The following is an 18366-nucleotide window of genomic DNA, read 5'->3' on the forward strand; positions in this document are numbered from 1 at the left end:
GAGCAGAGGGGTCAGAGGGTCAGAGGGTCAGAGGGAGCAGAGCCCGGTCGGCGCGGTTGTTTCCGGAGTATGGCGGTCGTGTGGCAGGTCCGGCGGTTCGAGGCCGGGCCGTCCCGCAGGGGCCTAGCATCCCCGCATGGCTCTGCCGGCCAGCCGTCGCCGGGCCCGGCCGTGTGCACGCCCCGCCCCCACTGCCAAGGACCAGGTCCGATGAGCGTTTCCGCCTCTCTCGACGTCAGCCAGGCACATCCCCAGGTGACCGAACTGACCGTCGTCGACGTCCGTGCCCCGGGCGAGTTCGCGTCCGGCCACCTCCCGGACGCCGTGAACGTCCCGCTCGACCGGCTCTCACGAAGCCTGCCGGAGCTGCGCCGGGCCTCCGCGGCGAAGCCCCTGCTCGTCGTGTGCGCGTCCGGTGCCCGTTCCGAGAACGCGGTGGCGACGCTGGCCTCGCACGGCATCCCCGCGTCGAGCCTGTTGGGCGGCACCGTGGCCTGGGCGGCCGGCGGTCACGACCTCCACTACCCGGGCAACGGCACCCCGGCGCGGGCGGTGTGGGCGATGGAACGGCAGGTTCGTCTCGGCGCCGGCTCCCTGGTGCTGCTCGGCCTGACCCTCGGCCTGTTGCTCCACCCGGCCTTCTCGCTGCTGGCTGGGGCGATCGGGGGCGGCCTGGTGTTCTCCGCCCTCACCAACACCTGCGGGATGGCGCTCGTGCTCGGGAGGCTGCCGTTCAACCGGCGCGGTGTGCGGGCTCCTTCCGGAGCGTGAGAACGCCCCGGTCGGTCCGGCCCGACCGGGGTGGGCGAGTCTCAGCCCGGCTCGGACGTGTGCGGCCTGCAGGGTGCGCAGGAGCTCGAAGGCGGGTTGGTCCACCGGGCGTTGGGTGTTGCCCAGGGCGATGACGGCCACTTGCTTCTCCGGGTCGAAGCCCACGAAAGAAGAGAATCCGCCGGTTCCTCCGTTGTGCCAGATCTGGAGGTGGCCGCCCTGCTTGGCGTGGAGGCGGTGTGCCATCCAGCCGAGGTGCACCCAGGCGAAGGGGCTCGTACGGTGCTCGACGCTCCGGCTCAGGCGGATCGCCTCGGCGATCTCCGGGGGGACGGAACCGGCGTCGAGCTGGGCCCGTACGAAAGCCACCAGGTCGGTGGCGGTCGACCGCAGGGCACCCGCTCCGGCCAGGTCGGCGAGGTTCCAGGGCGTGGTGGGCCGCCCGCGGCGGTCGTGGCCCTGGGCCGCGCGTTCCGAGCGCGCATCGTCCACGGTCACGACAGTGTCCGTCATGCCCAACGGGGAGCAGATCTCCCGGGTGACGAGGGTCTCGTAGTCCGTTCCGGCCCGGCGGGCGAGGGCCAGCCCGAGCAGTCCGGCTCCCAGGTTGGAGTAGCGGAACCGTTTCCCCGGCGCAGCCCCCAGACGCGTACGGGCCAGCCCGGACAGCAGGACGTCGGCCGTGCAGCCGACGTAGGGATCCGGGGTCGAGGGGCGCAGCAGGAACCGGAGCAGCATGCCCCTGGGCAGTCGCGGCAGGCCTGAGGTGTGGGTGGCCAGGTGCTGCAGAGTGATCGGTCGGCCGTCCCGTGACGGTACGTGTGTCCCGTCGGGCAGCAGGTCGCCGAGCGGCTCGTCCAGGCCCACCGCGCCGGCAGCCGCCAGGCGGGCCAGGGTCAGGGCGGTGAAGGTCTTGGTCACCGAGCCGATTTCGAAGAGCGTGTCGGGGCCGGGCACGGTGCGTCGGTGGTCGGCACCGGTGCTGCCCGCGCCCCGGATCTCGACGACTTCGCCCGCCACCACGGCCACCACCGCGCCGACGCGCTGCTCGGCCAGCCGGTCCGCGGTCTGCTGGGCGAGGGTTCCGAGTTCTTGCGGTTGCGGTTGTGCTTGTGCTTGTGCGTGTGCCATGACGGACATCCTGCTGGCGCCCCGCCCCCGACCCGTGCGCCCTGATGATGATTTCCGGTCCTCGCCACTGCGACCTGAGCGGTACGGGACGCCACCGGCCGGGTGGACGCATCGGCCGGTGGCGGCTGCTGAGTGCTCCCCCTACTGGTTCGGGGCCCGCAGCAGGCCCGTCGGCAGGTAGCCGGAGCGCACGTTCAGCTCCCAGCCGTGTGCCTGGACGGCGAGGGCCGCCAGGGCGACGGCGCCGACCGGCAGCAGCGTCCTCGGTGCGGCGTCCGGCCCGGCACCGTCGCGGTGTTCCAGGAGGCGGCCGGCCAGGGCCCGCTCGAAGGCGGGCCGGTCGTCGTCGAGGAGTACGCGCAGGAGCCGCTGGTCCGGGGTGAGCGTGCCCGCTTCGTCGAGCCGAGCGGCCGCCGTGACGCGCTCCTCGTCCTCCGGCTTGCGCAGCGGCGGCGTCCCGGACGCGACCCAGGGCGACCGCGGCGTCTCCACCAGGTGGAGGTAGGCGCAGAGTGCGTCCATCTCGGCGAGTTCGGCCGGGTCGGAGACCGAGCTCAGGGACGAGTGCGGCAGTCCGGAGTGGAACATGGGAGCGTAGTCCTTCTTCAGCAGAGGACCGATCATCCGGGCCGGTTCCCGGACCAGACCGGTGATCACGCTCAGTGCGAAGGCGTCCACCCAGACCTGCGCCGTGGGTGCCTGGTCCACCGCGTCGCCGAAGGCGAAGTCCTCGCTGCTGAGCTCCTCGCCGATGAGGGGGAAGTAGACCTCGAAGTCCCCGTCAGGGCATGTTCCGAGGGTCAGGACACCGAGCGCGCACTCTGCCGCCGTACGCAGCACCAGCCGACCCGGGGCGCTTTCCAGTTGGGGATCCCGGCAGGTCAGGGCGCCTACGTGGTCGAGGAGTTCGTCACCCGTCTCCTGAATTCCCTTGATGGACAGATTGTCGTGGCGCAGGCTGTGCCAGCGGCCGAAGGTCCGGCTGTCGATGTTCTCCAGGGCGCGAACGGTCCGGTCCTCGCCGACCTCGTGACGTGTCACTTCCTGCACGGTTGTCATCCTCCCCGTCGGACAAGGCGGCAGGAATCCTGCCGCTGCTTGTCGCTGATCTTCAAGGAGCCATCATCCTCGATGCGGGAGCAGTGCCCGGGTGAGCTCCGGAGCGTGGGCGGCGAAAGGGCCGAGGTCGGTGGCGCGGGCGTAGCCGGGGTGGTCCCGATAGGTGTCGAGCCGGTCCAGGGCGCGCAGGCCGTAGTACGCGGACGGTTCCGCCGCCGCAGCCCGTGCAGGGTGGCTGGTTCCGGCGGCGACGGCCGGGAGGATCTGCTCGAAGAGGGCGTGGCAGGCGCGGATCCCGCGGAGCATCACCTGGTGGTAGCGGTCCTCGGGCCCGATGGGGAAGCGGTGTTCGGCCAGGACCGGGCCGGTGTCGATACCGGCGTCGACCTCGTGGGCGGTGGCTCCGTACTCGGTGTCGCCGTGCAGCAGCGCGAACAGGACGGCTACGGAGGGCAGTCCGCGATGTCGCGGCAGCAGACCGTTGTGGATGTTGAGGATGCGCAGGCCGTCGGCCCGGAGCAGCGGCTCTCGGAAGATCTGCCGGTTGTTGAGGGACCAGACGATGCCGTCGCTGCAGGCCCGGGCCAGCGCGGCGGCGTGGGCGTTGATGTCGGCCGCCGCGAGGTGGGGGGCGGCGGCGGCCGCGGCGTCCAGCGGGTCGGCGGAGCAGACCAGGTCGACCGGGTGGCCTCGGGTGGCCGCGTGGGTGACGGCGCGGCGGAGCAGGGCTCCCTCTCCGACAAAGATCATGCGGCGGCCTCCTCGCGGGCGGCGGTCAGGTGTACGCAGACCTGTTCGAGCGTCAGGTCTCTTACGAGGCAGCCGAGACGACCCGTGAACCGCTGCGCCTGGCCGGGGGTCAGCAGGTCCGACGAGACAGCGGTGAGCATCTCGACGAGGGCCAGGGAATCGCCGCCGAGGGCGTGGAAGTCGGAGTCCGCCGACAGCAGCTCGCCGTCGACGCCGAGGATCTCCGCCCAGTGGCGCCTGACCCGCGCCTCCAGGGTGACGGGCAGTGCTGCGACCGGCGTGGTGTGGGCGAAGGGGTCGGGGAGCGCGTCGAGATCGGCCTTGCCGCTGACCGTGCTGGGCAGTGTGTCGATCACGACGACATGGGCGGGGACCAGGTACGCCGGGAGCGTCCCGGCCAGCTCGGCCCGCAGGGCGCGGGCCAGATCCGCGCGTACCGCGGGGTCGATGTTGTCGTCCGGCAGTACGTAGGCACAGAGCACGGCCGCCGTGGAGTGCGGGCGGCGGCGGGGGACGACGACGGCGCGGCGGACGGCTCCGTGGGCTTCGATGGCGGCGACGACCTCGGCCGGGTCGACGCGGTGCCCTGCGATCTTCACCTGCTCGTCGATGCGCCCGGCGAACTCGACGGCGCCGTCGGCGAGTCGGCGTCCGAGGTCACCGGTGCGATAGGCGCGCACGCCGTCGGGGCCGGTGGTGAAGGGTGAGGGGCGGCCGTCGGACGGCCAGAGGTAGCCGCGGGCCACCTGGACCCCGCGCACGAGGATCTCGCCGGTGCGGCCGGTGTCGCCCGGTCCGGTGCCGATGCACTCGCCGTCGTCGGCGACGAGGTCGACCCGGGCGTACGGGCCGGGAAGGCCGATCGGGACGGTCGCGCCGGTCTCGCCGCCGTTCAGGGTGTGGGCGAGCACGGCAACGGTCGCCTCGGTGGGCCCGTACGCGTTGATCACGCGGCAATCCGCCCCGAATGCGGTCTGTGCGGATTGCACGGCGGTGGGGGTGAGGGGCTCGCCGCCCAGCAGCAGGGTGCGCAGGCGGTGCATGGACGCGTCACCGCCGCCTGCGGCGCCTAGGAGGCCGAGGTGGGAGGGCGTGAGCGCAAGAGTGTCCGCGTGGTGCTCGGTGACGAGCTCGCGCAGGGCGGCGGGTGAGGGTGCGCCGGGAGCGAGGACGACCGTACCGCCCGCCAGCAGCGGCAGGAAGAGGGGGAAGCACGAGATGTCGAACGCGTAGGAGGAGGCGAAGCCGAAGCGCGTACGACCGGTGACCCGGCAGACGCCGCTCATCCAGCGCACGAATCCCATGAGGCTTCCGTGCTCGATCTGCACACCCTTGGGGCGGCCGGTGGAGCCGGAGGTGTGGATGACGTACGCGAGGTCCGCGGGCCGCACCTCTGCGGCGGCGGGTCCGGCAGCACGCGTCTCGCGGGCGTCGTCCGCATCCGTGTCCGGGGCGGGGCCGGTGGCCGGGCCAGGGGCAGGGCTGTCGAGGAGGTCCTCGACCGCGAGCAGGGTCCCGGGTACGAAGGGGGCGAGATCCTCCACCAGGTGTCGCCCGGTCAGGCAGAGAGCGACCCCGGATCCCTGGAGGATCTCTCTGATCCGTGCGCCGGGATGCCCGGGGTCGAGCGGCACGTAGGCGGCGCCCGCCTTGAGGATGCCCCACAGGGCGCACACTCCTGCGGGCGTGCGGTCCACGACCAGCCCCACCAGGTCCTCGCGCCCCGTGCCGCGCCGCGCGAGTCGGGCTGCGACGGTGTCGGAGCGCCGGTCGAGTTCGGCGTACGTGACCACGCCCTCGGGCCCGTCCAGCGCGGGCGCGTCGGGGGTGCGGGCTGCCTGGGCGCGGAAGGCGTCCACGACGGTGAGCCCGGCGGCCGCCGGGTCCGGGGCGGCCGGAATCGGCCGCGCCGCCCGTGGTGCGGTGCCGATGGCCCGGGCGCCCGCTCCAACGGGACCGTGCACCGGAATCGGCGCGGACGCGACAGGGGATGCGGTCGCCGGAGGGGCCGTACCCTCGGGTTCGAAGCCGGCCAGGACGGTGTCCAGCAACTCCGCGGCGCGGGACGCGAGGTCCCGGCCGCCGCCGCGGACGCCGAGCGTGATCTCGGTCGCCGTGCCGCTCTCGGCGGCGACCAGGGAGAGCGGGACCAGTGGGGCGTGCACCGGCAGTGCATAGGCCGTGGACGCCGTGAAGCCGCCGCCGGAGAGATCCGCCAGGTCCAGGCGGCCGAGGTGGGAGACGACGGCCGACGCGAGGTGCCGGTCGGTCCGGGACGCCACGGCCTGGGCGGTGCGCAGCAGTCCGGCGGTCACGGGCAGCGGCAGGGGCGCGAGGGCCGTCTCGAATCCGGCGGCGAGTTCGCGCCGCTCGGCCAGGGCGGTCAGCAGGCGGGTGTGCGCGGCCGTCCAGTCCGCCCCCGGGCACAGGTCCAGGAACAGCGGCAGACTCAGGTTGCCCGTGGCCGCGATGCCGGGGCAGTGGCGGCGCAGGTCGACGGGGACCATCACACGGGTGTCGTTCCGTGCGGCGTCGGCCAGGGCCTGGGCGAGGCGGGCGGTGAGCGCAGGATGACGGCCGGGCAGGGTGCGGCGCAGCCACAGCGACCGGTAAGGGGGGCGGTCGCCGCCGCCCGTGCCGAGCGGGGAGCGGCGGGGAGGACTGGGCGTGGGCCGCGGCCCGGCGCTGCCGAGCCGGCGCAGCAGCCCGGCGTCGGTGTCCGTGTCGAGCGCGGGGCGCGCGGGCTCGCCGCGCAGGGCCCGGAAGACCTCCCGTACCCAGGTCAGGGCGCCGTGACCGTCCATCAGGGCGTGCGAGGCGCTGAAGACGAGTGTGGTGGGCGCCTTCCCCTGCACGCCGGGCACGATCAGCACCTCGCAGCCCGGCGGCTCCGCCCGCCGCGACGGCCCGGCGGGCAACTCGAACGTCCCCGGCGCGGAGTCGGCGTACGCACCGGCACGCGGTCCCTCGTACCGCACCTGCGGCAAGGGCCCTTCGGCGCTCCACATCGCCCCGGAGCGCACGAGCCGTGACCCCGGGCAGGACTCCGCGGCCCGTGCCAGGGCTGCCTGGAAATCCTCGGGGTCGGGTAAGCCGTCGCCCTCGACGACGATGCGCAGCGCCATGGCCCCGCGGGCGTCACCCGCGGAGAGGTAGAGGCGTTCGGTGGGCGATACCGCACGCCGGTATCGAACGCCGGTGCCGGCACCCGCGCCCGCACGGGTGCCGGCATCGACCTGATCGGATGTCATGACTGCGTGATCCCTTGTTCGGTGTGGTCGGGTGCGGGGCCGGCCGATGCGGTGCGGTCGCTGCCGGGCCAGGCGGCCGGGCCCGCGGTCCAGGTCCCGACGCCGCCCACCGCCGTCACCCACTCCTGCAGCGCTCGCAGCCCGTCGGCCCGGGTGCGCGGAGCCGTGTAGCCGAGGTCGCGCCGGGCGGCACTGGTGTCGTACGTCGTCGAGCGGGTCAGCAGCGCCATCATGTAGCGGCTCAGGGGCGGAGCCACGGCCGTGCCGCCTCCTCCGCCGCTGACACTGCCGCTGCCGCTGCCCGCGGCCCGGCGGCGCAGATGCCAGCCCGTCTCGACCGCCGCGGCCATCGCGCGGCCGAGGACGAGCGGGATGCGCGGGGCGGGCGGCGGGCAGTCGAAGAGGGCGCCGACCCCGGCCAGGAACGGCCACAGGTCCGTCTCCTCGCGGTCGGCCACGAAGTAGGCCTTGCCTGCGACCCGCCCGGCGGGCGCGAGCGCGGCCCGCATGCAGGCGTCCACCGCGTTGTCGACGTGGCAGAGCGAGACCAGCACCCGTTTGCCGCCCGACAGGTCGGGCAGCCGGCCGGCGCGCATGGCGTCGACCATCCGCGGCAGGAATCCGGCGTGGTCGCGCGGTCCCCAGATGCCGCGCGGACGTACGGCGCAGGTGGTGAACTCCGGTCCGTCGGACGCCCGTACGTGCTGTTCGGCGATCGCCTTCGTCTCGCAGTAGTGGTTGAACCACCGCTCCGGGTAGGGGGTGCTCTCGTCGATGCCGAGGCGGTCGCCCTCACGTACGCTCATCAGCGCGCTCGGGCTGGAGACGAACACGAACCGCCGCGCCCCCGCCGACCGCGCTGCCGCCAGCAGCCGCTGCGTGCCGGTGACGTTGGCGGCCTCGAACTGCGCGCGGCTGCCGTGGTCGACGACCCGGGCCGCGCTGTGCAGGACCGCCTCGCAGCCCTGTGCCGCCCGCCCGAGCGAACCTTCGTCGGTGAGGTCGCCGGTGACGACCTCGACGCCGGGCAGGGAGTGCAGCCGTACGGCATCGCTGCCGGGCCGTACGAGGGCGCGGACCCGATGTCCCTGGCGCAGCGCGCCGTCGACCAGGTGCCCGCCGAGGAAGCCGGATGCTCCGGTGATCAGGATCTTCACAGCGCCCGCCACCAGGTCGCGCCGTACAGCATGGTGCGTCCGACCACGGAGGCGGTCCCGTGTCCGGCGGCCCGGCCGCGCGGCAGCGCGAGCGGGATCTGCGCGGCGTGCACGCCGATGCTGAGGAAGGCGTCGACCCACCACAGCCAGCGCAGCACCGGCAGGTCGGGGACTCCCGCGGTCGCGGCCCACACGGCCCCGCCGACGAGGTACGCCCATCCGGCGAGCGGCACGAGCCGGGCCGCACGCTGCCCCGGGGACGGCGTGGAGGAGGCCTGCTGCCGTTCGGCCCAGCGGGCCAGCTCCTCGCGGCCGATCTTGGCGTTGTGCCGGATGTCCACGGGGAAGGCCGGGTGGCGCAGGAACTCCTGGAGGCCGGTGGTCGCGGCGTGAGACTCGGCCATCGTGCGCAGCTCGGCGACCAGCTTCGTCCAGGCGCTTTCGTCGAGCGCTGCCCCGCCCTCACCGGGCTCGGTCTCCACGCAGATCACGGGCCGTTGCGCGCCGGCCGGCCCGATGCCGACCAGGGCGGTGCGCCGGACCAGGGGATGTGCGTTGAAGACTCCCTCGCAGCGCACGGTGTGGAGGTCCCGGTGGCCGGTACGGACCCGCTGCACGGCGCGCCCGCAGAACCACAGCCGTCCTTCGGCGTCGAGGTGGCCGAGGTCGCCGGTCCGGTGCCAGATGCGGGAGGCTTCGCCGCCCGGGCGTTCCTCGGTCACCTTGTGCGCGGCGTCGGAGTCGGGTGCTCGGTGGTAGCGCCGGCTGACGGATTCGCCGTGGACCAGGATCTCGCCGACGTGCCCGGTCGGCAGGCTCGTTGTGGAGTCCAGGCGGGCGAGCGGGCCGTCGGTGACAGGGACGACGGTGACGCGGGTGCCGGGGACTGGTCGACCGACACAGGTCCCTTCGCCCGCGGCGGCGCGGGCCGCCGTACCGCCGTCTTGGCGGCTGATGTCGACGACGTCGTCGTCGCCCAGGATCTCGGCCGCCTCGATCGAGGTGATCGGCAGTACTTCTGTGGCCCCGTAGGTCACATGGATCTTCGCCTTCTCGTCGAGTACGCGGCGCAGCGCGGCCACGACCGCGTCGGGGACCGGGGCTCCGCCGGACACGACACAGCGCAGGTCGGGCAGGGGGTGGCGGCCGCGGGCGGTGCCGGTGAGGTGGCCGGCCAGGTTTCGCAGCAGGGCGGGCGAGGCGAACATCGTGGTGACGCCGAATCGTTCCAGCGCGTCCACGAGCAGCACCGGGTCCGCCTGCGCGACCCGGGCGGGGGCCAGCGGCGCGAGGACCAGGGTGGATCCGTAGACGAGGTCGAGCACTCCGTAGAAGGGCAGCGTGACCAGGGAGACGTCGTCGCGGGTACGGTCGTGGACGGCTTCTATCTGGCGGGCGATGGACAGCGCCATGCGGTGGGTGTATTCGACCCCCTTGGCGGGGCCCGTGCTTCCGGTGGTGAAGCCGATCATCAGCAGGTCGTCACCGCCGGTCAGTGCCGCCGCGTCCGCACGACTCGCGGATGCGGAGGTGGTGCGCAACGCGGCGAGCGTGTGGCCGCGACCGAGCCGGCGCCGTCCCAGGGTGACGGGCACGCGTACCCCGGCGAAGGTGCGGCGGCCGAGGACGCGCACGAGTTGGGCGAGGGGCGGCCCGATGAACGCCTCGGCGCCCACGGCCCGGTAGCAGTGCAGCATGCGCCGTACGCCCATGCCGGGGTCCACGACGACGGGCACGGCCCCGACCCGGAACAGCGCGAAGCAGAGGGCGAACAGCTCCGGCCCGGGCGGGGCCATCAGCACTGTCCTGGTGCCCCGGGTGATCCCGGCGCGCCGGAATCCGCGGGCCAGTTCCTCGACCGTCTGCTGCAACTCGCCGTAGGTGATGGTGGTGTAGCTGCCTGAGCTGCTCGGGGTACGGCCGTCGGGGTGGATGACGGCTGGCTTGTCGGGAAAGGCGCGGGCGTTCCGCTCGAGCCGGCCGGCCACGCTGTCCATGTCGGCGGCCGGTTGCTCAACGGCAGGGCCGCCGCCGGTCGGCCTCGTCTGCGGCACGGAGCTCACCACCCCTCGGGCCGGTAGAGGGCGCAGGCCGCGCTGGGGCCGGCGCCGACCGACACGAACAGGAACTGCTCGTAGTCGTCACGGCGTACGCCGTCCAGCGCCCGGAGGTAGCCGAGGACCGGCGCGGCGGTGTGCGGCTCTCCCTTCGCCCCGGCGTCGTCAGCGGTCTCGGACGGGCCGATCACCAGCGTCCGGTCGAGGTCGATGCCGGTCTCCTGCGCGTAGTCGGCGACGGCACTCGCCGCGAACTCGCCCAGCCGCTCCGCATGGCCCGGCTCGCGCCGGACGGTGATGGTGGTCCGCCCGTGCCGGCCCATGGTGTCGGTGTCGAGGTAGCCCTCGACATCGGTGGGCCGGTCGGCGGTGTAGTGGCGTACCGGCCCGAAGCCGGCGTGGGGGTCGGCGCTGCGCTCCAGCAGGAGGGCGCCGCCCAGGTCCGCGTACGGATAGCCGGTGTCGCGGTCCGCGTCGCCGCCGGGGTGGACGTCGGCGGCGGTGATCAGCAGCCGCTCGGTGCTCCCGGTCTCCAGCAGGGCCTGGCCCACCTGGACGGCGCCCAGTACGCCGCAGGCGCCGTTCATCAGGTCGAAGGAGAAGCCGGCGGCCGGTTCGGGGTCGGCGATGTAGTCGAGGTTGATGCCGACCTCCTTCTGGACCAGGGCCGACATGGCCGGTTCGAAGGTGTTGTGCTCGCGGTAGACGCCGACGTTGATGAGTACGCCGATCGAGGATGCCGACACCCGTGCCCGGGCCAGGGCGCCGCGGGCGGCCCGGCCCGCGAGGTCCACTACGGAAGCCGGGGCGGACGTGTCCGGCAGGGCGGTGCCGGCTGCTGTGATGACCATGCCCATGGCTCAGACCCCCACGTTCGTGAGCGTCGCGGACAGGGCACCGGTGACCACACCGGAGGCGGCCGGCACCATCAGGTACTTGGCCCCGGGTCGGGCGCCACCCGCCCTGAGGTGCTCGCACAGCGTCAGAAAGTGCGAGGTCGTGGCGGTGTTTCCGTACCGCTCGACCACAGCGAGGGAGGGGGGCATGGGGGCCGCGAATTCGGCCTCGGCCGTCTGGTTGACGTAGTCGATGAAACGGGTGCCGACCTGGTGCTGGATGACGTAGTCGAACTCCTCACCGGCGAACGTCTGCCCCCTCTTGGCCAGGAAGTCCCCGTGGAATCGCGGCCACAGCTTGAGCCGGTCGCGGTTGTGCATCTTCTTGTTGTCCGTGTAGAGGGCGATGCCCGGGGTGCGATCGCTGGGCATGCCCATGCACAAATGCGAGTACTCGGAGCAGGTCATCAGCTCGATGTAGTGGATGCGGTCGGCAGCATCCGTGGAAACGTCGAGCACGACCGCGGACGCCGAGTCCCCGACGGAGAGCGAGGCGAACTGCGGGTCGTAGGAGTCGGTCATCTCACGTGCGGCGGTCTGCGCGACGCGCGTGGCCTGCTCGCCGCTGACGACCAGGCCGCGACGCACGGCACCGGAGCGGATCATGCGGTCGAGCAGCCATACGCCGGTCATCATTCCGGCGCATGCGTTGGAGACGTCGAAGTGGATGGCGGAGCGGGCACCCAGCTCCTTGGCCAGCATCGCGGCGAAGGACGGTTCGAAGGTGAAGCGGTTGCCGTCCTTGAAGCGGGTGATCGAGGCGGAGATGACGATGTCGAGGTCCTCGGCCCGGTAGCGGGAGGACTCCAGCGCGTCCCGGGCGGCGGACAGCGCCATCCCGAACGAGTCCTCGCCGGCCGCCGGTTCCGGGTCGTGCACGCGCCGCTCGGCGATCCCGGTGATCTTCTCGATGTCCACCTCCCCCAACCCCGGGACCAGGGCGGAGAGTTGGTCGGTGGTCTGGACTGCTGCCGGAAGGTAGACGCCTAAGGCTTCTATTCGGCTGTATGCGGTGGCGCTCATGTGTGTTGTTCTCCGTAGCGGTCCACCGAGGGCATGGGAGTGCCCGGGCGGTGGGTGACCGAGGGATTCAAGGGATGCCCGGGGAATAACGGACAGTCAAGTTACCGTAGCGTACGGATATGTCGCCGAGATGTCAGGGGTTCGCAAATCCGGAACATACGGTCGAATATCGGCCACCTGCCTACCGCCCCGGCATCAAGCAGAACCAGAGCCGCCGCCTCTCTCATCGGCACCCGCACCATCGAAAACCTGTCCGGAACCACTCGGTCCACCTCAGCGGCACGGCCGAGGCGGAACTCACCACCTGCACGCGCCTGCACGCCGATCGGGCGCACGGGCCGAGCTCACGGTGGGGACCCAGGAACCCTGCGCCCGCATCGCGAGCCGGTCGTTCACGACTCGGGTCCGGATCGCGCCGGCGCCTTCGCCTCGCGCCACGACGGCCGCCTCCCGGGGTCCGCGACGGAGGCCGCCGCAGCCGCCGACATCGTCATGGCCGCCCCTTAAATGACTGGCACGCATCGTGCGGCAGCGGGATGATCCCGGAACGTCCAGGCCGCCCCGAGGAAGAGCCGTGATGACCATCGCCGCGTCCGAGCCGTCCGAGCCGTCCGAATCCACGCCCGAGGTCCGCGTGGCGGGCGGGGCGCTGCGCGGCGGCCGCGAGGGGGGTGTGGCCGTCTTCCGCGGCATCCCGTTCGCCGAGCCGCCGGTCGGCCCGCTGCGTTTCGCCGCGCCGCGGCCCGTACGGGGATGGGACGGGGTACGCCCAGCGGTGTCGTACGGGCCACCACCCCCTCAGGGCGGCCATTTCGGTATGGACGAGCTGGCGCGGGACGCGGCGGGCGACGATTGGCTCACGGTCAACGTCTGGTCGCCCGAACCGAACCCGGGCACAGGGCTGCCGGTGATGGTGTGGATCCAGGGCGGCGCCTACTCGATCGGCATGTCCGGTCTTCCCGAGTACGACGGCGGCCGCCTGTCACGTGACGGCGGTGTCGTCGTGGTGACGTTCAACTACCGTGTGGGCCTGGAGGGTTTCGGGCAGATCGAGGGGGCGCCCGCCAACCGGGGCCTGCTGGACCAGGTGGCGGCCCTGGAATGGGTGCGCGACAACATCCGGGCCTTCGGCGGCGACCCGGACCGTGTGACGGTCTTCGGCCAGTCGGCGGGCGCCGGATCGGTCGCCGCGCTGCTGGCGATGCCGCGCGCGGCCGGGCTCTTCGGCCGGGCCGTGGCACAGAGCGTGCAGGGCACGTTCTTCGCGCCGGAGCTCGCCGCCGACATCGCTGCCGCTTGTGCCGCCGAGCTGGGGGCGGTGCCCACGATGGGCGACCTGTCCGGGGTGGACCCCGTCCGGCTGTCCGCCGCCGGCGATGCGGTCGGCGCCAGAATGGACCGGTGGGCGGATCGCTGGGGTCCGGTCGCGCACCGGGCGATCCCCTTCTCGCCGGTCGTCGACGGAGACGTCCTGCCGGTCACTCCCTGGCAGGCCCTGGCCGACGGCGCCGGCCGTGACGTCGAACTGCTCATCGGCCACACCCGCGACGAAACGCGGCTGCTCGCCGCGCTCGACGGGATGCTCGGCCAGGTCACTCCGGAGCAGGCGGAGAGCGCCCTGGACGTCTTCGGCCCGGGCCGGGACGCCGCACGCCGCTACCGCGACGCGTTTCCCGCGGCCGGCCCGGACGAGCTGTACGAGCTGGTCAACTCCGACTGGCTGTTCCGCATGCCGTCGCTCCACCTCGCCCGGGCCCAGACCGCCGCCGGCGGCCGCGCCCACGTCTATGAGCTGACCTGGTCCGCTCCGGGCATGGGCGGCGCCCTCGGTGCCTGCCACGGCCTCGACGTGCCTCTGGTCTTCGGCAACCTGGACCGCGGCCAGCCCGCCGTGCTGATCGGCGAGAGCCCGTTCCCGGAGGCGGAAGAGCTGTCCGCGCGGATGCGGGCCGCCTGGACGGCATTCGCCGCCCACGGCGACCCCGGCTGGCCCGCGTACGACACGGAGCAGCGCCTCGTACGGCTCTTCGACACCCGGCCGGACCTCGCCACCTACCCGGAGGAGGCGTCCCGCCTGATCTGGCAGGACCACACGTTCCCGGCCCTGCCGCTGCTCGGCAGGTAGGAGCTCTCCTGCGGATCGCCCGTCGCGCGGCCGGCGGACCGGGTCCCGCGCCGCGAATCAACCTGCATAGAATGCCCGTGTGATCTTCATTGTGGTGAAATTCCCCGTCAAGCCCGAATACGTCGACGCGTGGCCCGACAAGGTCGCGCCGTTCACCCGCGCCACCCGCGCCGAACCCGGGAACCTCTGGTTCGAGTGGTCACGCAGTCTGGAGGAGCCGAACACCTACGTCCTGGTCGAAGCCTTCCAGGACGACGCCGCCGAGGCGCACGTCACCTCCGAGCATTTCGGCGCCGCGCTGGAGACCATGCGACCGATGGTGACCCGTACGCCCGAGATCGTCAGCACCACCATCGAGGGCGCGACCGGCTGGAGTCGGATGGGCGAGCTCCAGATCGACTGACGTTCCGCTTCTCTGGAACGCGGCCACCTGGGCGTGGTGTCCGGTGAACGCCCCGGATCCGTAAGCCGCGGTTCACTCCAGTGGCGTGGACTCGCGGTCAGTGGACTTGGATACCGGCGCCGTACGGCTTGCCACCGCTGTGGCAGATCGCCGTGCTCGTGGTGCCCACCCGCCGCCACGTCGGGTCGTAGACCGTGTAGTCCCTTGCGAGGGGCCTGTTGCACCGGGTGTAGACGCGGAACTCTCCGGTTCCGTTGGTGCAGGTGCCTGCGGCGGTGGTGCTCGACTGGTACCAATTGCGGCAGTCGTACGGATCGGCGGCCGCCGGGGTGGCCCCCGCGACCGCCAGGCCGATGCCCACAACCATGGAACTGATCAGTGACAGAACGCGTTTCATCCTGGCTCGTCCCTCCCGATGACCGGTCTCTTCGAGTTGTGTGTCCGCTCTCCACTATCGGGGGACGCACGGCCCGCATCAACCCTGCCGCTCACGGCGTGGACAGGCGGCGGGCGGTGAGTCTGCCGTCGGGGGTGAGGGTGAAGACGGTGGGCCGCATCATGCTGGTCGCGCGGGCCGTCTTCCCGTAGGCGTTCAGGGTGAGGTCCTCGGCCTTGCCGAAGTGGATGTCGGCCTGGGCCGCGTCGCCCCAGGTGTTGACCCGTACGTGCGTCGACCAGCCTTCGATCCGTGCGTCGGTCCAGGGGCCCCAACTGCGCTCGGGCAGGAACCCGGCCGCGCGGCCCTCCCGGACGGCGACCACGGCCCCGGCCGACAGCAGCACCACCAGGGCGACGGCGAGCGTGCCGACGATACGGAGTGCGCGGGCGGATGTGCGGGTGCGGCGGGACGGGAGCGGCACGGCGGGGTTCTCCTGTCGGACGGCAGTCGGGACCGCCGGGGGCGTTCTTCGCCCGGGAAGAGGCGGACGGCAGCGGAGGCGTTCCTTCCGCCGCATCCCTTCCTGCGGCCGGGCGCACCGGCAGTGGAGGCCGCACCGACGGGCCCGGCCGCGCGGGGACCGCGTCGGGTCGTGCTCGCCGCCTGCGACGGCCCGGACGGCCGGTCGTCAAGGAGCAGGCGTGTCTCCCGCGGCACTTCGGAACAGCGGCTTGCCCTCCCTCAGCCGACGGTAGACACGCTGGTAGCTCGGGCGGCCGAGCTTCGGCGCCCGTCCTGTAGGCACGTACAGGCTCGGGTCGGCGGCCGGTTCGGTGAACCGGCGGACGGGGGTGAACGCGTTGGCAGCCGCGGCGGCCCGCACGGTTCCGGGTCGGCCGCGAGCAGGGCCAGCACGGCGGGGGTGCGGTTGTGGTGCTGTTGGGCGATCAGCTCCCGGACCCGCGTGTCCGGGTCCTGCGCCAGAGCGCCGAGCCACGGCGTGAGTTCGGGTGCAGACCGCTTGCGGACGGCGGTCCGGCGCACCGCCGGGCCAGGTCCACAGGGCCGGTCCGGCCTGTCAGTGCCCTCGTGCATGATCGGCTCATGACGCACGCTCCCGCCGAAGTCCTGCACGACCTCGCCCACCGCCACCTCCCGGCCGACGACGCCGCACGGTGGATCGGCCTGCTTGCCCCTGGCCGGCGCATGGCCCACGCGGGCGACGGACCGGTGGCCGGACGGCTCGGCGGACTCCCGGAACTGCCGCTCGATCTGCCGTGGCCCACGTGGGAGGGAAACGGTCCGCTGTCCCACGTCGCCTCGATCGACTGCGCGGCCCTCGCGGCAGCCGGCGACTGCGGGCTCGCCCTGCCCGACTCCGGCACGCTGCTCTTCTTCCACTACGACGGGCGGCTCGACTGCGGTGACTCCCTCGTCCATGCCTCGGACCCCGACACCCGGCCCGGCGCCCAGGTGCTGCACATACCGGCAGGCACCCCCACTCGCCCGCACCCGGCCCCGCCCGAGCTCCCTCCGTACCCCGAGGTGCCGCTGACCGCAGAGGCGGGCATGACCGTGCCGGCGTATGACGCCCCGAGCGTCCGGGCCGCGTTCGGGGAGGTCGTGGACTCTCCGCAGTGGCGCCACCACCCGGTCAACGCACGGCCGTTCACCACTGCCCTCGAGAAGCTCGACTCCGACGCGGGCGACGTGACACACCGGCTCGGAGGCCACCCCGTGCCCGTACAGGGTGCCGTGGAGTGGGAGATCGCCCACGCGGTGCTCGGCCCCGGCACCTCCTGGCACGACGCCCGCATGGGCGACGAGGCTGCCCGGTGGGTACTGCTCGCACAGATCGACACCGACGACGCGGCGGAGATGATGTGGGGCGACGTGGGCAGCCTCTACTGGCTGATCCGCCCCGCCGACCTTGCTGCGGGCCGCTTCGACAAGGCGAGCTTCGTCTTGCAGTGCTGCTGACCCGGCCGGCGACAGGCACCCTCCCGCGCCGTCTTCGAGCGCCCGTGGACAGTAGGGTTGCCCGGGTGAACACTTCCTCGAACTCGCGTTCCTTCCGGCTGCTCGTGACGGGTGGGGGGACCGGCGGTCACACCTATCCGGCTCTGACGGCGATCCGTACCCTGCAGGGGCGTCTCGCGGCAACGGGCGGCACACTGGATGTCCTGTGGATCGGGACTGCGGACGGCCTTGAGGCGCGTGTCGCTCCCGCGGAGGGCATCGCGTTCCGGACCGTGGCGACGGGGAAGATCCGCCGCTCGTCGAACCCGCTCAAGATGCTGTCCGCCGCGAACGTGAAGGACATGGCGCGGGTGCCGCTCGGTGTGGCGCAGGCGCGGGCGATCGTGTCGGAGTTCCAGCCGGATGTCGTGCTCGCGACGGGCGGGTACGTGGCGGTGCCGGCCGGGCTGGCCGCGCGACTGTGCAAGCGTCCGCTGGTCCTGCACGAGCAGACGGTCCGGCTGGGTCTGGCCAACCGGAAGCTGGCGAGTTCGGCGACGCGGATCGCCGTGTCCTCCGACTCGTCGCTGCCCCTGCTGCCCGCCGAGGTGCGGGACCGGGCGGTCGTCACGGGGAACCCGGTACGGCCGGAGGTGCTGACCGGTCACCCGGACAAGGCGATCGAGGCGCTGGCCCTGTACGGGTTCGACCGGCGGCTCCCGACGGTCTACGTCACCGGCGGCGCGCAGGGCGCCCAGCAGATCAACGGTGTGGTCCGGGACGTGCTGCCCTGGCTGCTGAGCCACGCGAACGTGATCCACCAGTGCGGCCCGGCGAACGTGGACGAGCTCCGCACCGCCGCCGCCGCTCTGGATCCGGTCCTGGCCGGGCGGTACCACCTGACCGGCTTCGTGGGGCCGGAGCTGCCGGACGTGCTCGCGCTGGCCGATGTGGTCCTGTCGAGGAGCGGCGCCGGAACGCTGGCGGAGCTGACCGCGCTGGGGAAGCCGGCCGTGTTCGTGCCGCTCGCCACGTCGGCGGGGAACGAGCAGGCGCACAACGCCCGGCACCTGGCCGACGCGGGAGCTGCGGTGGCCCTGCTCGGCGAGGTCACGGCGCAGGCCCTCGGAGATGCGCTCGGCCCGCTTCTGACCGATCCCGGGCGGCGGGCGTCGATGGCGGAGCGGGCTCGCGCGTACGGGAGGCCGGACGCCGCCGACCGGCTGGTGGACGTCCTGCTGTCCGCGGCGAACGGCTGACCGTCCGGGAGACCCGGCCCAGGTGCGCGGCGGCAAGGTGATCGACGGGTTCGACCACATCGGCGAAGGCCGCAGGCCTGCGTGATGTGCCCGCACGGGTCGGGCACATCACCCGCCGCTCCCCGCCTTCGGCTCGCCCTGGAGAA

General features: G+C 72.9%; 14 protein-coding genes and 1 pseudogene. 5 read left to right on the forward strand and 10 right to left on the reverse strand.

All coding sequences use genetic code 11. The annotated features are described in order from the left end of the window. Window positions 1-210: 210 nt before the first annotated feature. Window positions 211-771, forward strand: a complete 561-nt coding sequence (locus tag IE257_RS16440) for a rhodanese-like domain-containing protein (RefSeq protein WP_189970100.1) — start codon at window positions 211-213, stop codon at window positions 769-771. Window positions 772-873: 102 nt separating this feature from the next. Here IE257_RS16440 and IE257_RS38310 read toward each other — a convergent pair. The 8 genes and pseudogenes from IE257_RS38310 to IE257_RS16475 all read right to left on the reverse strand — a co-directional run. Then, a pseudogene (locus IE257_RS38310) lies at window positions 874-1911 on the reverse strand (serine hydrolase domain-containing protein); the annotation flags it as partial. A 132-nt stretch (window positions 1912-2043) separates the two neighbouring features. Then, the gene (locus IE257_RS16445) at window positions 2044-2961 is read right to left on the reverse strand and encodes an immunity 49 family protein (protein WP_372453159.1); all 918 of its coding nucleotides are present in this window, start codon (window positions 2959-2961) and stop codon (window positions 2044-2046) included. Between the two features lie 63 nt (window positions 2962-3024). Then, window positions 3025-3711 (reverse strand): formyltransferase family protein, encoded by a 687-nt coding sequence (locus IE257_RS16450; RefSeq protein WP_189969324.1) that lies wholly within the window; start codon window positions 3709-3711, stop codon window positions 3025-3027. Continuing rightward, on the reverse strand, window positions 3708-6962 hold the full coding sequence (locus tag IE257_RS16455) for a non-ribosomal peptide synthetase (protein ID WP_189969326.1): 3255 nt from the start codon (window positions 6960-6962) through the stop codon (window positions 3708-3710). The genes IE257_RS16450 and IE257_RS16455 overlap by 4 nt, the downstream gene beginning before the upstream one ends. After that, window positions 6959-8119: an NAD-dependent epimerase/dehydratase family protein gene (locus IE257_RS16460; RefSeq protein ID WP_209468452.1), complete on the reverse strand. Its 1161-nt coding sequence runs from the start codon at window positions 8117-8119 to the stop codon at window positions 6959-6961. The genes IE257_RS16455 and IE257_RS16460 overlap by 4 nt, the downstream gene beginning before the upstream one ends. After that, the gene (locus IE257_RS16465) at window positions 8116-10173 is read right to left on the reverse strand and encodes a fatty acid CoA ligase family protein (RefSeq protein ID WP_229920415.1); all 2058 of its coding nucleotides are present in this window, start codon (window positions 10171-10173) and stop codon (window positions 8116-8118) included. The genes IE257_RS16460 and IE257_RS16465 overlap by 4 nt, the downstream gene beginning before the upstream one ends. A gap of 5 nt (window positions 10174-10178) precedes the next feature. Continuing rightward, on the reverse strand, window positions 10179-11027 hold the full coding sequence (locus IE257_RS16470) for a beta-ketoacyl-[acyl-carrier-protein] synthase family protein (RefSeq protein WP_209468451.1): 849 nt from the start codon (window positions 11025-11027) through the stop codon (window positions 10179-10181). 9 nt (window positions 11028-11036) lie between these two features. Further along, on the reverse strand, window positions 11037-12095 hold the full coding sequence (locus tag IE257_RS16475; protein ID WP_189969332.1) for a 3-oxoacyl-ACP synthase III family protein: 1059 nt from the start codon (window positions 12093-12095) through the stop codon (window positions 11037-11039). A gap of 577 nt (window positions 12096-12672) precedes the next feature. On the opposite strand from IE257_RS16475, the gene IE257_RS16480 reads away from it, so the two are divergent. Beyond that, window positions 12673-14220, forward strand: coding sequence for a carboxylesterase/lipase family protein (locus IE257_RS16480; RefSeq protein WP_189969334.1), 1548 nt, complete (start codon window positions 12673-12675; stop codon window positions 14218-14220). A 79-nt stretch (window positions 14221-14299) separates the two neighbouring features. Next, window positions 14300-14623 (forward strand): putative quinol monooxygenase, encoded by a 324-nt coding sequence (locus IE257_RS16485; RefSeq protein ID WP_189969336.1) that lies wholly within the window; start codon window positions 14300-14302, stop codon window positions 14621-14623. 97 nt (window positions 14624-14720) lie between these two features. On the opposite strand, the gene IE257_RS16490 is transcribed toward IE257_RS16485, so the two are convergent. Together IE257_RS16490 and IE257_RS16495 are read right to left on the reverse strand one after the other, a co-directional pair. Beyond that, window positions 14721-15020, reverse strand: a complete 300-nt coding sequence (locus IE257_RS16490; protein WP_189969338.1) for a hypothetical protein — start codon at window positions 15018-15020, stop codon at window positions 14721-14723. A 91-nt stretch (window positions 15021-15111) separates the two neighbouring features. Beyond that, complete coding sequence (locus IE257_RS16495) at window positions 15112-15483, reverse strand: hypothetical protein (RefSeq protein WP_189969339.1); 372 nt, start codon at window positions 15481-15483, stop codon at window positions 15112-15114. A 623-nt stretch (window positions 15484-16106) separates the two neighbouring features. Here IE257_RS16495 and IE257_RS16500 point away from each other — a divergent pair. After that, a complete protein-coding gene (locus tag IE257_RS16500) occupies window positions 16107-16982 on the forward strand; it encodes a YwqG family protein (protein WP_189969341.1) in 876 nt (291 codons plus the stop codon). 65 nt (window positions 16983-17047) lie between these two features. Then, window positions 17048-18220 (forward strand): UDP-N-acetylglucosamine--N-acetylmuramyl-(pentapeptide) pyrophosphoryl-undecaprenol N-acetylglucosamine transferase, encoded by a 1173-nt coding sequence (locus tag IE257_RS16505; protein WP_189969343.1) that lies wholly within the window; start codon window positions 17048-17050, stop codon window positions 18218-18220. Window positions 18221-18366: the final 146 nt, after the last annotated feature.

The sequence above is a fragment of the Streptomyces avidinii genome (genome assembly GCF_014650695.1).
Lineage (GTDB): Bacteria > Actinomycetota > Actinomycetes > Streptomycetales > Streptomycetaceae > Streptomyces > Streptomyces avidinii.

Excerpts from the sequence above, each read along its gene's own strand:
- IE257_RS16440 (WP_189970100.1), top strand. The coding sequence starts at position 211 with ATGAGCGTTTCCGCCTCTCTCGACGTCAGCCAGGCACATCCCCAGGTG.
- IE257_RS16445 (WP_372453159.1), bottom strand. The coding sequence starts at position 2,961 with ATGACAACCGTGCAGGAAGTGACACGTCACGAGGTCGGCGAGGACCGG.
- IE257_RS16450 (WP_189969324.1), bottom strand. The coding sequence starts at position 3,711 with ATGATCTTTGTCGGAGAGGGAGCCCTGCTCCGCCGCGCCGTCACCCAC.
- IE257_RS16455 (WP_189969326.1), bottom strand. The coding sequence starts at position 6,962 with ATGACATCCGATCAGGTCGATGCCGGCACCCGTGCGGGCGCGGGTGCC.
- IE257_RS16470 (WP_209468451.1), bottom strand. The coding sequence starts at position 11,027 with ATGGTCATCACAGCAGCCGGCACCGCCCTGCCGGACACGTCCGCCCCG.
- IE257_RS16475 (WP_189969332.1), bottom strand. The coding sequence starts at position 12,095 with ATGAGCGCCACCGCATACAGCCGAATAGAAGCCTTAGGCGTCTACCTT.
- IE257_RS16480 (WP_189969334.1), top strand. The coding sequence starts at position 12,673 with ATGACCATCGCCGCGTCCGAGCCGTCCGAGCCGTCCGAATCCACGCCC.
- IE257_RS16490 (WP_189969338.1), bottom strand. The coding sequence starts at position 15,020 with ATGAAACGCGTTCTGTCACTGATCAGTTCCATGGTTGTGGGCATCGGC.
- IE257_RS16500 (WP_189969341.1), top strand. The coding sequence starts at position 16,107 with ATGACGCACGCTCCCGCCGAAGTCCTGCACGACCTCGCCCACCGCCAC.